This is a genomic window from Qipengyuania rhodophyticola (assembly GCF_042493225.1).
GTDB lineage: Bacteria > Pseudomonadota > Alphaproteobacteria > Sphingomonadales > Sphingomonadaceae > Erythrobacter.
The window spans coordinates 1161258-1174644 of the sequence record NZ_CP170454.1 but is presented as its reverse complement, the minus strand read 5'-3'; the positions used below and the strand labels follow the sequence as shown (position 1 = coordinate 1174644).

17 protein-coding genes are annotated in these 13387 nt (G+C 55.2%); 7 read left to right on the top strand and 10 right to left on the bottom strand.

Going from position 1 to position 13387, the window contains the following annotated elements; translation table 11 throughout:
* Positions 1-9: 9 nt before the first annotated feature.
* Entirely contained in the window at positions 10-939 is a 930-nt protein-coding gene (locus ACFCXQ_RS05575) for an alpha/beta hydrolase family protein (RefSeq protein WP_379553867.1), read from the bottom strand.
* 78 nt (positions 940-1017) lie between these two features.
* Between ACFCXQ_RS05575 and ACFCXQ_RS05570 the strand changes: the two genes are divergently transcribed.
* A complete protein-coding gene (locus ACFCXQ_RS05570; protein WP_379553865.1) occupies positions 1018-1926 on the top strand; it encodes a winged helix-turn-helix transcriptional regulator in 909 nt (302 codons plus the stop codon).
* 5 nt (positions 1927-1931) lie between these two features.
* Here ACFCXQ_RS05570 and ACFCXQ_RS05565 read toward each other — a convergent pair whose 3' ends face one another.
* On the bottom strand, positions 1932-2789 hold the full coding sequence (locus ACFCXQ_RS05565) for a crotonase/enoyl-CoA hydratase family protein (protein WP_379553863.1): 858 nt from the start codon (positions 2787-2789) through the stop codon (positions 1932-1934).
* Positions 2790-2810: 21 nt separating this feature from the next.
* Positions 2811-3728, bottom strand: a complete 918-nt coding sequence (locus ACFCXQ_RS05560; protein ID WP_379553861.1) for a fatty acid desaturase family protein — start codon at positions 3726-3728, stop codon at positions 2811-2813.
* A gap of 60 nt (positions 3729-3788) precedes the next feature.
* On the opposite strand from ACFCXQ_RS05560, the gene ACFCXQ_RS05555 reads away from it, so the two are divergent.
* On the top strand, positions 3789-4604 hold the full coding sequence (locus ACFCXQ_RS05555; protein ID WP_379553859.1) for a hypothetical protein: 816 nt from the start codon (positions 3789-3791) through the stop codon (positions 4602-4604).
* A 39-nt stretch (positions 4605-4643) separates the two neighbouring features.
* Here ACFCXQ_RS05555 and ACFCXQ_RS05550 read toward each other — a convergent pair whose 3' ends face one another.
* A complete protein-coding gene (locus ACFCXQ_RS05550; RefSeq protein WP_379553857.1) occupies positions 4644-5063 on the bottom strand; it encodes a MarR family winged helix-turn-helix transcriptional regulator in 420 nt (139 codons plus the stop codon).
* 114 nt (positions 5064-5177) lie between these two features.
* On the opposite strand from ACFCXQ_RS05550, the gene ACFCXQ_RS05545 reads away from it, so the two are divergent.
* Positions 5178-5636 (top strand): hypothetical protein, encoded by a 459-nt coding sequence (locus tag ACFCXQ_RS05545; RefSeq protein WP_379553855.1) that lies wholly within the window; start codon positions 5178-5180, stop codon positions 5634-5636.
* Between the two features lie 33 nt (positions 5637-5669).
* Here the strand turns inward: ACFCXQ_RS05545 and ACFCXQ_RS05540 are convergent, their stop codons facing one another.
* Complete coding sequence (locus tag ACFCXQ_RS05540; RefSeq protein ID WP_379553853.1) at positions 5670-6317, bottom strand: cysteine hydrolase family protein; 648 nt, start codon at positions 6315-6317, stop codon at positions 5670-5672.
* Complete coding sequence (locus tag ACFCXQ_RS05535; RefSeq protein ID WP_379554558.1) at positions 6314-6529, bottom strand: isochorismatase family protein; 216 nt, start codon at positions 6527-6529, stop codon at positions 6314-6316. The genes ACFCXQ_RS05540 and ACFCXQ_RS05535 overlap by 4 nt, the downstream gene beginning before the upstream one ends.
* Here ACFCXQ_RS05535 and ACFCXQ_RS05530 point away from each other — a divergent pair.
* On the top strand, positions 6521-6916 hold the full coding sequence (locus ACFCXQ_RS05530; protein WP_379553851.1) for a hypothetical protein: 396 nt from the start codon (positions 6521-6523) through the stop codon (positions 6914-6916). The genes ACFCXQ_RS05535 and ACFCXQ_RS05530 overlap by 9 nt on opposite strands.
* 22 nt (positions 6917-6938) lie before the next feature.
* On the opposite strand, the gene ACFCXQ_RS05525 is transcribed toward ACFCXQ_RS05530, so the two are convergent.
* Together ACFCXQ_RS05525 and ACFCXQ_RS05520 are read right to left on the bottom strand one after the other, a co-directional pair.
* Positions 6939-7628: an SDR family oxidoreductase gene (locus tag ACFCXQ_RS05525; RefSeq protein WP_298300609.1), complete on the bottom strand. Its 690-nt coding sequence runs from the start codon at positions 7626-7628 to the stop codon at positions 6939-6941.
* Positions 7629-7700: 72 nt separating this feature from the next.
* On the bottom strand, positions 7701-8624 hold the full coding sequence (locus tag ACFCXQ_RS05520; protein WP_379553849.1) for a LysR substrate-binding domain-containing protein: 924 nt from the start codon (positions 8622-8624) through the stop codon (positions 7701-7703).
* An 82-nt stretch (positions 8625-8706) separates the two neighbouring features.
* On the opposite strand from ACFCXQ_RS05520, the gene ACFCXQ_RS05515 reads away from it, so the two are divergent.
* Together ACFCXQ_RS05515 and ACFCXQ_RS05510 are read left to right on the top strand one after the other, a co-directional pair.
* Positions 8707-9450 carry an acyl-CoA thioesterase domain-containing protein gene (locus ACFCXQ_RS05515; RefSeq protein WP_379553847.1) on the top strand — a complete coding sequence of 248 codons (744 nt, stop codon included), beginning with the start codon at positions 8707-8709 and terminating at the stop codon, positions 9448-9450.
* A 12-nt stretch (positions 9451-9462) separates the two neighbouring features.
* Entirely contained in the window at positions 9463-10365 is a 903-nt protein-coding gene (locus ACFCXQ_RS05510; RefSeq protein WP_379553845.1) for an alpha/beta fold hydrolase, read from the top strand.
* 83 nt (positions 10366-10448) lie between these two features.
* Here the strand turns inward: ACFCXQ_RS05510 and ACFCXQ_RS05505 are convergent, their stop codons facing one another.
* Entirely contained in the window at positions 10449-11081 is a 633-nt protein-coding gene (locus ACFCXQ_RS05505; RefSeq protein WP_379553843.1) for a tyrosine-type recombinase/integrase, read from the bottom strand.
* Between the two features lie 185 nt (positions 11082-11266).
* Complete coding sequence (locus ACFCXQ_RS05500) at positions 11267-12334, bottom strand: tyrosine-type recombinase/integrase (RefSeq protein ID WP_379554556.1); 1068 nt, start codon at positions 12332-12334, stop codon at positions 11267-11269.
* 548 nt (positions 12335-12882) lie between these two features.
* Between ACFCXQ_RS05500 and ACFCXQ_RS05495 the strand changes: the two genes are divergently transcribed.
* Positions 12883-13299, top strand: a complete 417-nt coding sequence (locus tag ACFCXQ_RS05495; RefSeq protein ID WP_379553841.1) for a hypothetical protein — start codon at positions 12883-12885, stop codon at positions 13297-13299.
* The last annotated feature ends 88 nt before the right edge of the window (positions 13300-13387 follow it).

Sequence of the window (13387 nt, the reverse complement as noted above, 5' to 3'; positions counted from 1 at the left end):
GCTGAAGGCTCATCCATCAAGGACCGAGGCCCTGATCCAGGCATCGATCTTTTCCCAGAGTGGGTCGGCATCCTTGAGCGCGCCAAAATGCCCAGCTTTTGATTTTCCGACATCCTCAGGGCGCAAGCGCCATCGTGTCATCTCTGATGCCGCCATCTCATCGCAGAAGCGGGTCCAGGCTGGGCCAGGTCCGAGGGTGTCATCGTCTGTGAAGGACACCGCCAGAGTGGGCTGCGTGACCTGACGCAGACATTCGCGCGCGTTGCCTCCGCGGTACATGTACTTCCCGTCGAGACCCCAGGATGACCAGTCGCGAACATGTTGCTTGGCGAACCGTGCACCCCAGCCAAGCTTGTCGCCGGGACCAAAACCGATCACTTCCGCACATGCTCGCATGAGGCTGAAGAAAATCAGGCCTTTTGCCTGTTGAGTGATCGACCCCATTTCGCGGAAATGCAGCCAGACGGCGCATAGATTGATCAGCGCATCGACTTCCTCAGGATGCTTCCCAGCGTAGATCGAGTTCAGCTGTCCGCCGAAGCTGTGGCCGAGAAGGATTGTCTTGGTGGCTGGGTGGTTTTCGCGGAGCCATTCGACGGCGGTTTGCCAGTCTTGTTCGAGAAACTCCCGCACACCAAAATCGACGTTGCGCGACGGAGTAAGGTCGCTTTCGCCGATACCTCGCGGATCGAGTATTCCGACCGCGTGTCCGCTATCCGCCAACGCATGGCCCAATCGCCGATAGGCTCGTGCGGGCGCTCCCATCGCTGGGGTGACTAGTATCGCTGCACCCGTGATCTCGGTCGGACGAACGTGATCCAGATGCAACCCCACACCGTCTGCTGTCTTCAGTGAAACAGGTGAGCAGATCGGCATGGATTCCTGCGGTCGCGCCGATGGGAGGTTGTTAATCGCATTGGTTTTGTTCGTTACTAGCATAGTGGAACTCTACCAGAGTGAGTTTCAATATACTAGTGAATTCTGGCGCTGGTTGAGCAATGTTGCTAGGATCCTCCGATGGACGCCAAAAACCCAACCGGGAAAGATGCCTATTTTGCTGCTGTCGACGCTCTAGGAGACGCCTGGACGTTTCTGATCACGCGAGAAGCATTCTTCGGCGCGGCGCGATTCCAGGATTTCTGTGACAGACTGAACATTTCACGAGCTCGCTTGACCGAGCGACTCAAGCATCTGGTCGAGACCGGGATATTTGAGCGGCACCAATACAACGAGGCACCGCCGCGCTTCGAATATCGCTTCACTGCAAAGGGGCGCGCGGTCTATCCAATCGCTCTATCTATGATCGCATGGGGCGAGGAATGGCGATCCGAACCAGGCGCTTCAAAGTTGATCCACAAGGCTTGCGGAAAACCTCTTAGCGTGAAGACTGTATGCACCAATTGCCGTCAGCAGATCCGCAGTCAGGATCTTGTATGGCCGCGGATCGGCGCTCTCAAACGATCGACGCCCGGAACTGGAAGCGTGCGCGGGTGGCGCAAGATGGCTTCATTCGACGACATCTCGGATCGGCCGGACCCCGCAGTCGACATGCTGAAAGCTGTCGGGGACCGCTGGTCCATGCTGATCGTTTACGGCGCGCTGCAGACGCAGTTTCGATTTCGCGATGCACAGGCAACTCTTGGTGTTGCCGACACGATCCTTAGCGATCGACTCAAACACCTTGCTCGCGAAGGAATTCTCCAGCGCACGGATTCGAGCAAGAACGCCGCCTATCGCGCGACCGATGCAGGTTTGGCGATCCTCGACCCGGTATTGGTCATGCGAACGTGGGCGCTTGATTGGGCACCCAAAGCTGACAAACCTTGGGCCGAACTCGTTCACAAACCATGCGGCGCCGATGTCAGAACAATATGCGCCTGCGCGCATTGCGAACTTGAGATCGACCCGCGCGATGTTTCGTATTGAGCATGCTACTTCGCCGAGTTGATCGAGCGGTTCTCGGTCCAGTCGAAGGTTCCAAGGTCACGCTCGCGCACCGCTTGTTTCCAGCCCATCTCCTCCGACCTGCGCTTGAAGTTCACCCCTTCGGGAGAATGCCGAGTGATCCCGTCAAACAGGGTCGCGATCATCTGAGTGTTCTGCAGTCCCATTGAGTCGAGGGCCTGATTGATCATGAGCTTTTGCATCATCAACTGATTGATGGGGACAGTGCACATGCGCTCGGCCAAACGCTCCACCTCTACGTCGAGATCGGCCTCTGGAACTGCCTTGTGGACGAGACCAATCCGCTCTGCCTCGCGCCCATCGATCTTGTCGCCCGTCAACAGCATGCGTTTTGCCTGCTCTGCTCCAAGGCGATAGACCCACATCGCCGTTGTGGGACAGCCCCAAACCCGCGCGGGCATATAACCGATCTTGGCCGTGTCAGCCATCACGACCAGATCGCAGCACAGCGCAATGTCTGAGCCGCCGGCCACCGCAAATCCATGAACTTTCGCGATGACGGGCTTGTAGCTGCGCCAGAGCGACATGAACTTCTGGTTGTTTCCCATCATGAATGCATAGTCTTGCATCGGGTCCCACGGGCCATCGCCGTATTGCGACTTTCCGCTGGTATTCTGGGCATAAGCCGTGAGGTCATACCCTGCGCTGAAGGCCTCGCCTGCACCGCTCAAAACAATGACATGCACGTCCTTGTCGTCATTCGCCTGCTCGACGCAAGCTTCGAGTTCACGGGGAAGATCTGTGTTGATAGCATTCATGACTTCCGGGCGGTTAAGCGTGATACGCCCGATGCGTCCGTCCTTCTCGTAGACGACTGTCGGCATGTCTTCGTTCCTTTCCCTGACTCAACCTTGTGTTGCGGATCGCGACTCATCCGGGCGAACCGCACGGCGCAACACATCAACATACCCATTCGAGATGCAGTCGAAGCCGTCATAGTATCCCCGCTCTGCAAGCCGCTTGTGAAGCTTGGACAGATGATATCCTGGCACCGCTGCAAATTGATGGTGTTCCAGATGATAATTGACGTGGTTGGGGGCCACCAGGAGCGCCTCCCACCAGGATACGAGCGTCGTCGATGTGTTCTCCCGAGGGTCGCTGCTGGATCTGCTCGAGGCAACGCCATGCTCGCCGATCTGTCGGAGGCGCATGATAAATGGGTACACGAAAATCTCGGCAGCCCACCACATGAGGTAGGCCCACGACGCACCGACGAGTGTCAGGATGGCAAACAGCGAAACATGAAACATGAGCCATAGATAGTTGTCTGCAAGGCGGAAGCGCTTGATCTTGCCAAGAGTGTCGCGAAAGCCGGTACGCCCGGTAATGTCGCGTAGCAGTTTCCGCTTCAAACTGTCCCGGCTGACCGGATATTTTTCAACGAACCAGAGATCTGGATCGTCTTTGGTGCCAGCGTACTTATGGTGCTTCAAATGATAGTCGCGATACGCGTAAAGTGAGGTGTTGAGCGGTGCGCCACACAGCCAATGTCCGACGAAATCGTTGATCTTCCGTCGTGTAAAGAAGGCTCCGTGTGCGCAATCGTGATTAAGGATGCCAAGTCCCAACTGCCGGCCGCCGATGATCAGTATCGCGAGGACGATTGTGATCGGATTTGGCCAGATAATTGCCAGCGCAAACGCACCCGCGATCAACACCCAGTTGAATGTCAGAGAAAAGGTTGCTCTCCAATTCGATGGACGCCGCAACTCTCTGAGCTCGTCATTGGAGATGCAATCGGATAACTTCAAACTGGTCGACATCGTCGCCTCCGGTACGTTTGCCCTTTGCTGAATGTAACTAGCTATGTAACAATGAGTCAAATGGCGTTATATTCTGACCTTTCTATCCAAGCGGATATGTCCGCAAAGAAATTGGTATTGTCGCTTTTGAGTGTGACGGATAACGAGCTGCAGTCAGCCGCCAATTTGGTTGCGGCGGGCGCCCTGTTCGACATTGAGTCTACCGCAATGCGCATGGCGGTCACACGCCTGACAAAGGACGGTACTTTGGAGGCGATCGACCGCGGAATCTATGCGATCGGACCAGCCGGTCGCGCGATGCAGCTTCAAGTGACAGGCTGGAAATCCGCCTCAGAAAAGGTTCGTCCTTGGTCTGGTGACTGGCTTGTTGTGCACACGAGCCATTTGGGGCGAACCGACAAGACCCGGCTGCGCGCGCGAGAACGTGCGCTGCGTCTTAGCGGCTTCGCAGAGACCGAAAGTGCCCTATGGGTTCGCCCGAACAATCTCGCAGCTTCACTCGCCGCGACACGAGTTTCTCTGGTCGATTTGGGTCTGGACGAAGAGGCAACGTTTATGGTCGTGACGGAGCTCGCTGTGGCGGAGGGAGAGGACTGGCGCGGACTGTGGTCGGCAGGGGAAATCGCAGCATCTTACAGCGCTGCCATCCAAACTATGGCGCAAAGCTCTCAAAAGGTGGCGAGAATGAGCGACGCCGAAGCGGCAAAGGAAACACTGCTGGTCGGTCAATCAGTCATCCGGCTGATCAATTTCGACCCGCTCTTGCCGACAGAGCTGATTGATCGCTCTGACTTCCAACAGGTTGTCGACGATATGAAAGCTTACAATGCGCTCGGCATTGAATGCTGGAAGAGGTATTACGCATCCCTTTCATAAGGCGATCATCCTGCGTTGAGCGGGATCGTCGTGACGCAGTCACCGAGACGAGGCCGCTCTGCGCAAGAACTTCTCAATCGTCATTCTTTCTCTTTCATCAAAATCGGCCAGCAGATCCGCGTTCATTTCGGAAACCCAATCCTTCGTCCGCTCGATCAGTGCGCGACCCTCTGGTGCTATGTAGAGGACTTGCTGACGCGCATCTTTCTCGCCCCGCTGCTTACGAATCAGGCCTTTGTCCTCCAATGTGTTGGTAAGGCCGGTCAGACGAGACTTTGACATTCCAGCACGTGACGCGACGATCGCACTGGGCAGCCCGTCTTCGACATACAGGACGAACAAGACAAACTGATGCGCGGTCTGAATACCCTCCTGTTTCCGAAGCGCTTTATCGGCAGCTCGAAACACTGCTGAGTGAGCTTGATGCAGGCTGTAATAAGCGCGGAAAGAATAAGTCATTGCGTTTAGTTCAATCTTGAATTAATGAAAGTACAGACTTGAACTAAACTCGCCAGCAGCCAATTGCAATCGAGGTTTCAGGCGTGTCGAAGCTAATCGGGAAGTCTTGGTATCATGATCGCAGAAATCACATATCCAATGGCTCTCATTGCCAGCGCGTTATGGTTCAGCGCCGCGTTTCGGTATTTCAGCTTTCAGCAACTGGCCGCAGCCAAGGTGCTTGTCCCGAAATCAGCAAGACAATCGCCTGTGTTTTTGACAACCGCAGCATTGGCGCGGTTTCTCGGCGGAATGAATGCCGCGCTCGCTCTCCTGTCCTTGATGTTGGTGGTGCTGTGGGCGACGGAATCTACGCTATTCTCGAATTCAATTGAGCGCGGCCTGTTGCTGCTTGTGCTTGCAGCAGCGCATTTCTCGCAATTCATATTCAACGTCCCCATCCTTCGAAACGGGGAGCGGCAAGGTGAAAGCTATTGGTACGTGTTGTCCGGACCGATGTTCTTCATCTTCGTCATGGATGCCGCTCAAGCCATCATCAGCCTGATCGCGGCCATCGCCCAGTTTGCCGGGTAGTCGATCACGAGAGTTGCTCGATCGACTTTCCTCTCAAGGTGCCAACTGTTGGCATGTCATGACCCTGGCTACGATCCGAGGCAAAGTGATAGTCATAGTATTGGCAAGATCGATCCGTCTGTAAGAAGCGACAAGATCCTTAACGACGGTAACGTCAAAATCATATTCAACGGCCATTCGCGCGGAAGAATCGGTGTCGACATTTGCGACACCTCCAACCACAATCACCCGAGAGCGGGGATGCTCGCGCAGCAACTCATGCAGGCCCGTGTCGACAAAAGCACTGAAGCCGCGTCTTTCTGGCAGAACATGGTCGCCCTCAAGTACAAGGTCTTCTGCCAGTTCCACACCTGTAGAGCCCTTCCGCAGCAGGTTATTTTTCCGCAGCGCATCCATGTGCTTTGTCGTGTCGAGCGGGAATTGGAGCTGGTCGTCTGACCATGACATTGGAGAATGATAGATTGCCCATCCACGATCGCGACAGTGCTGCAAGAAATTGCTCAATTTTTGGCGATCAATCGGAACTTCGCAAAGTCCGGCTAATCCGCCGCCTTCGATAACCGCGTCATTTTGCGGGGTCAGTACCAAGACCGCAGTCTGACGGGCCTCGAACGGCCCATATCCTTTCGCGTGGCGATTTGTCAGCACCCGGCCAAACCGATCTACTAGGCTGGCAATCATTGGCCCGGCTCCGCGATCCATTCATCCGTTGAGATCACCGAATGCGCGCACATGGGAAAACCTGTCTCAATCGCTGCATCGTGATCCGTAACTGACATCGCGGCCAGCGCGTCGGACACGATCGTTACCCGATAACCAAGCTCGATTGCGCTGCGTGCGGTGGATTCGATGCAAGTGTTCGAGAGACAGCCACACAGGGCAACATGGGCGATGTTCGCGGCGGAGAGATGTTCGTGCAGGTCGGTGCCGACGAAGCCACTTCAAACAAGATGCTCGCTTGCGACAAACTCACCTGGGCGCGGCTCAAAGCCCTTTCGAAACCTGCCACCCCAACCAGCGACGCTAAATGTCCGGAAGAACCGCGCAAGATAGATAGATGGGTTCAGGAACTGGCGATGGTCGAACAGTCCCCTGCGATAGCGCGCATGCGGCGCATAGCACACTTTCAGACCGGCTGCGCGGGCATGGGAAAGCACACGCACCAGGTTCGCATTCGTGCCGAGGCGTTTGAGCGTCGCGCGGTTCAACAGCCAAGCTCGCCCACCAACAGACAGGAAATCGTTGTAGGGATCGACGACGATCAACGCTGTTCAGTCTAAATCACTCATCCTACAATTCGCCTCAAGAGTGATGCGCGCCGACCATCGGATTGATCTCAATCTCGGCAATGCGGGCGTGCGACGGTGCCTCTATCGCGTAGAGAAATGCGTTTGAGATATCGTCGGGCCTGAGTGCATTCGGCTTCTCTTCATCGAAGAATGGCGTGTCCACCATCCCCGGATCGATGCTTGTCACCCTCACGCCATGAGGGGTGAGCTCATTGGATAGGTTCTTGGCATAGCCGCGGATGAACCATTTGGTCGCGCTATAGACAGAGCCTGACAACGCCACATGCCCTGCCTGAGAACCGATCAGCACGAGATGTCCTTTGCTCTTTCGAAGATGCGGGATGGCAAATTTGCAGGTCAAGGTGACGCCAAAATTGTTGACAAGGATCATCTCCTTGAAGTTCTCGATATTGCCATGCTCGGTGCCGGTCGCGGTTGCACCCAATCCGGCATTAGCGAAGGCGACGTCCAGTCTGCCGAAGTGGCCCACAGCTGCCTCGACCATCGCTTCTTGTGAACTGGGGGAGGTCACATCGCACTCGACCGCAAAGGCGCTCGAAGGTCCAAGCTCATCGACAAGGCTGTCCAATTTCGATTTGGAACGAGCAGCAAGCGCGACCTTGTGCCCTGACGTGACCGCCTCTCGGGCGCAATGCGCGCCAATGCCGGATGAGGCACCGGTGATCAGAATGACTTTTCCCATCTTCATTTTCTCCAATTTCGAAACGGTATCAAGGTGCTATCGGCAACTCAGGATTTAAATCGGTGTGAGCGATCAAGCATCGGCGAATTCAGCAACGCAATCCTGCAACCAGCGGTAGGTTTTCTGAATGTTTGGCGAGAGCCAATGCGATTCCTGACATAAGAAATTGTAGTCCTGAGTTTTGGCGTTCGCTTCATTTAGGGGTGCCGTCAGCCGGGTTCCGAAAGAGGGATGTCGGCGAATAAGCGGGTCCATCGCCAAGGCGATCCCATGGCCATTTTCAGCGGCGTCCAGTGCGCCTAGTATTGAGTCGAAAGCGAGACCAGGACTGCCCATGTCCGTCGCGCATCCGGCTGCTGTCAGCCAGTCTTGCCAAGCCGCTGGGCTTGCGCGCACATGGATCAGCGTGTGGTTCAGGATGTCCCTTGGGTGGTTGAGGGGGCGCGCGTCCTGCAAGTATTGCGGCGAAGCGACCGGCAGCCCTCTTACAGAAACCAATGATTTGCAAGTCAGACCTTGACTGCGGCCGCTGCCAAACCGCAGCGCGATATCGGCCTCTCCACGCCGAATGTCTGCGAACGCATTCGACGTCTCAATCTTCAGCTCCAGGCTCGGATTCTTCTCTTCGAACTTAGCAAGGTTGGGCAAAAGGACGGTGCTTGTGAAGAAAGGCAAGGCGCTGATCCGCACCACATTGGTTTGCCGCGCACGTTGAGCCTGGATGGTCGCCAACTCCAGCTCTCGCAGCGCTGGACGTATGGCTTCACAATAGTCTGCCCCCGCATTGGTCAAACGAACGGTTCTGCCCACCCGCTCAAACAAGCTTACGCCGATCTGCTGCTCCAGAGCGCGAACAGCGTGGGAAATCGCCGATGGCGTCCTGCCCAAGGCCACTGCGGCATCGATGAACGAAAGATGCGCGGCAGCTCTTTCAAACGCCATGAGTGACGTTGTCGAGGGCACGGTAGAAATCGATGAGTTATTTTCATCATTCATGAAGCAAACTCGCTTTATTCGTCCGTTCTGTCGTCGTAACCTCTCTATCGATTGAAATAACTTCAATCAAGTTTGGCAGAAGATGGCGATTTTTGAACAAGACGATACCGGTCACTGGATTGGTGGCGAAAAGGCGCAAGGACCATTCACCGGACTACAGGGTGGGGGCGTCGCTTCGGTCATGGTCGCCGAGATCGAGGCGATTGCCACGCAGCAAGGCTTGGGAGCGGCGATGTCTGTGTCTGTGGAGTTTTTCCGCCCGACTCCTCTCATGCCGCTCAAGACCAATCCGAAGATTCTTCGCCGGGGTCGCCGTTCGAGCGTGCTGACCAACGAGGTCTGGGCAGATGGGAAACAAACAGCCTCAGCGACCGTCTGCGTGATCAACCCTGTTGAGGGGTTGGCAATCGCTGCGAACGACCCGTCTAACATCGATGTTAGCAAGATCGATCCTCTTCCCGCACGAGCCGCCCCACATGGTCGCCCGTGGCTGATGGACAATTTCGAAATACGCCCAGGAACTGATGGAGTTGTCTGGTTCCATCACAAAGACGAGATCACTCCGGATGCTACTCCGCTTGCGAGCGTGTTGGGACCCGCCGACTGGACCCACGGCCTCGCTCGTCCTTCCGAGCCGAAGCTGGCCGACCCCAACGTCAACCTTCAGGTCGCCCTCGCGCGACATCCGCGCGGCGAGCATATCGGAATAAGGCCCAAGACAACCTGGATGCCGGAGGGAACTGGTCTGGGCGAAGGTGCAATATTCGATGAGCACGGCGAGATAGGCCGGGTGGCAATGTCCGCTGTGCTCATCCCCTTTCCATGAGGAATATTCGCGATGCTGCTCTCTAGAATGGCCGCAAGACTTGAGACGAGAAATTGGAAGGAGCGCATCCAATGGGCTCGCACGGGTCCTCCATCTCAATCCTGCTCTGACATTGATTTCTACGAAGATGATGTGTGCCTGATCCGATATAGGAAAGCGGGACGCGGCCCGGCTATCGTATTCCTATGCGACGGCCCTGCCACCTTGGAAGTCTATGACGCCCTGTTCGCCGCCTTGAAAGCGCAATTTACTGTCATTGCTTTTGAAGCGCCCGGTAACGGGTTCTCAGTGCCCAAACCTGGCTACGATTTCGGATTTCGGCCCGTGAACGATGGGGTGGCTAGGTTCTTGCGCTCGGTTGCGGGAGGACCGGCTATCCTCGCATTTTCGTGCGGCGGAACTTATGCGGCGATTGATGTTGCAAGTCGACACCCCGAGCTGTGCAGCCACCTTATCGCTATCCAGGTACCGTCGTGGTCTGAAGAAATGCTCTGGAAGAAGCGCCGCGACCCAAAGGGAATCGTGTCCACGCCGTTTCTTGGCCAAATCCTCTTTCCACGTATGATGAAACCGCGCGCGCCCGCTTGGTACGAGCACTCGATGGCCGACACGCCTGCGGTGGCGCACTTCTGCACCTGTACGGCCCAGGCGTTTGGCCAAGGGGCAACCTTCGCGCTTCCAACGATGTTTCAGAATTATCTGTCGGCAAGCGAGGCGCCATTCGAGCCACCTCTGCAACCGACGCTCGCAATATGGGGCGAACAAGATCAATCGCATGCCGAGACGGATAAGAGTTCGTCGCTATCGTTGGCGAAGAACTGCGAACTCGTTCGGCTCGAGCATGTTGGGCATTTCCCCGAGCTTGAGGATCCGGTTGGCTTCTCCAGGCTCCTCGTACCTTTTACCAAGCTATAGTTATAGCGATATGCTCCAAAAAGATCGTTACCGACCCATCAATGGCGGGCGCCAACTCGTATTGAGCCAGCGCCCGTTTGCAGTCAGATTTCGGTCTTCTCTGCAAGAGTAAGAGCGTCCTCAATGTCGACGCCAAGATAGCGAACCGTGTTCTCAATCTTGGAATGGCCCAACAAGATTTGGATCGCTCGAATGTTGCCGGTGGCTTTGTAGATGATTGAGGTTTTGGTGCGGCGCAGCGAGTGCGTCCCGTATTCCTCTGGCCTCAGGCCGATCGCTTCAACCCACTCATCGACGAGCCGCGCATATTGACGCGTACTCAGGTGGCGGTTGTGATCAACTCGACTTGGAAACACGAAGTCTTCAACGCCACCACCCCTCAGCTCAAGCCAGGCAAACAAACTCACTCTTACATCCGCCGCAATCTCGAATTGAACGGGTCGACCTGTCTTACGCTGCGTGATTGTCGCGCGCGTCCTGATTTCTGGACCACTAACCAAATCGCCGATCTTCAGCTCGACGAGATCACAGCCTCGCAGCTTGCTATCAATCGCCAGATCGAACAGCGCTCGATCGCGAATGCGCTTTTCGCGATCTAAGAAGAAACGGATCGCCCAGATCTGTTTCTGATCGAATGGACGCTTAGGCCCGATCTTCGCTCCAAAGTTCCATGGCACTCGGTTTTGAGCAGCGGGGTCAAAGTTTGAGTAGGTCATTGTCATTTCTCCTTGGCCGGAATGGCCTCGAAGAATGTCTGCTTTCCGGAACTAAGATCTCGGATCGCTAAGTCTTGGACTGAGGCGCAAAGCGGTTATGCGAAATCGATGATGATTTTGGTGCCCTTTTGCCGACCGTTCCGCAAAGCCGCCACGCCAGAAAGGCGATCTCTTCGTGGCCAGTGCTATACACCACCGCTTTTCAATCGATCCAGATAATCGCTCCACCACTGCGCCATTTGTACGCGCTCGGGCCAATACGCCGATCGATTATAGATGCCTCGAATTGTATTTTTGTCGCGATGTGACAAGGCCCGCTCAATCGCATCAGGGTTCCATTTGCCCGATTCATTGAGCAACGAGCTGGCAGAAGTTCGGAACCCATGCGCGGTCATTTCGCCTTGGGCATAACCCAAACGCCGCAATGCACCATTTATCGCGTTCTCCGACATCGGTCGAAGTTTGGTCCGGGCCGACGGAAAGACAAATTCAGATCTGTCGCAATAGTTCTCAACTGTCTTTAAAAGACTGAGCGCTTGGCGCGATAGCGGCACTGAGTGATCTTGACCTCGCTGCTTCATTCGTTCGCCAGGGATAGTCCATACAGCTTCCGTCAGATCCAGTTCTGACCATCGCATTTTGCGTACCTCGCCAGGGCGCTGAAATATGTGACGGGTCAGCGAAAGTGCGACCATCGTCGTCCGCTCACCAGTGTAGGCCTCAATCGCCCGGAACAATGCCCCAAACTCTTTCGCATCAGTGATCGCGGCATGGTGCTTCACAATTGGCGTCGTCAGCGCACCCCGCAAAGCGTGGGCCGGATCGGCATCTGCGCGGGCAGTAGCGATCGCATACCTAAACACTCGGCTGGCAAATGACCGCATACGGTTCGCAGTCTCATGCTTGCCGGCATTTTCGGCTTTTCTAAGAGCCCTTAGCACTTCTCGCGGCGTTATTTCAGCGACTGGGAGTTTACCAATGCTTGGTCGCAGTTGATCCAAGAACCATCGATTCTTTGAGATCGTCGTCTCAGCAAGGCCCTCTCTTACTCGCTTTGCTAGAAACTCTTCGGCAATTGCTTCAAAACTATTGGACGCACCGAGCTTTGCCTGAGCCTTAACTTCCTGCCGTTCTCTTGCAGGGTCAACTCCAGCCGCTTTCGCTGAACGCGCTTCATCACGCAATCGACGTGCATCTTTTAGCGAAACCTCTGGATAGCGTCCGAATGAGAGTTTCTTCTCTTTGCCATTGATCCGGAACTTTAATCGCCAGAGCTTTCCCCAGCCGGGGTCACTAAAAGATAAAGCCCTTTCTCGTCAGACAGTTTCCACTCTCGATCGCGAGGCTTAGCTGCGCGGATCACGATATCATTAAGGGGCATGTGGGGGCCTTTTCTGCGAAAGGTGGGCAATTCTGGCCACCGAAGAAGTCAAAGGCCCCTCAAAAAGCCCCCACTAGCCTGCGATTGCAGACAAACGCGAGCGAATAACCGCGGCCGAAAACTGCGCATTTTTGGCAGTTTTCCGAGGCCCTGGCAACCATCAGCGAACAACAATGAATGAGCAAATGGTGCCAGAAGAGGACTCGAATTAAAGCTCTATCCCTCTGAAAAATATACGTGTTTCTATGCGTAGATATCAAAAGGACCACAAAACGGCCCGCCCACTTGCTAAATAGTACCTTTGCATTTTGATTTTGGTGGACGGAACCGATTGATATCGCAGGTTGGTGATTACAGTGTCGGGTCGAGTTCGAGAAGGCCGCAACCGACATAGACATTAGATCCATTACCCAGAACAACTTGCCTATTCTGACTTTGCGGCTTGTCGGGAAAGCGCTTGTCACCTATGTTTCGGCGATGCGTGTTTTCGGGAACATCATTGCAGTTCTAATGTGTCTTGGCCTGATTTTTCAGGTTTCGGCTGAGGCTGCATCGCTCTCCCAAGCAGAAACTATGACCTTGGCGGACTGCGCCAAGATGAAGCATCACGCGTCGGATCATTCCGGGCACGCAGGTCAAAATCAAAATGACCCTTGTGATGACATGTCGTTGAAGTGCATGCTTTCCATGAACGCTGTTGCTCCGGTTTTGATGGGGAACACCCTTCCCAACCTGTCCAATAACCTTCCCCCTAATACCAAGCAGTTTTTTACGGCGGTAACTGATCAATTGGCTGGTCGAGCGCTTCCGCCTGACTACCCGCCTCCGCGCTTCTAACTCCAATGTAACAGCCGGGCTGTCAGCCCCTTGTTGAGATGCTGTCTGTGCGCGTCACTGCTCATCAACGAGCAGTGGTGGACTGCCG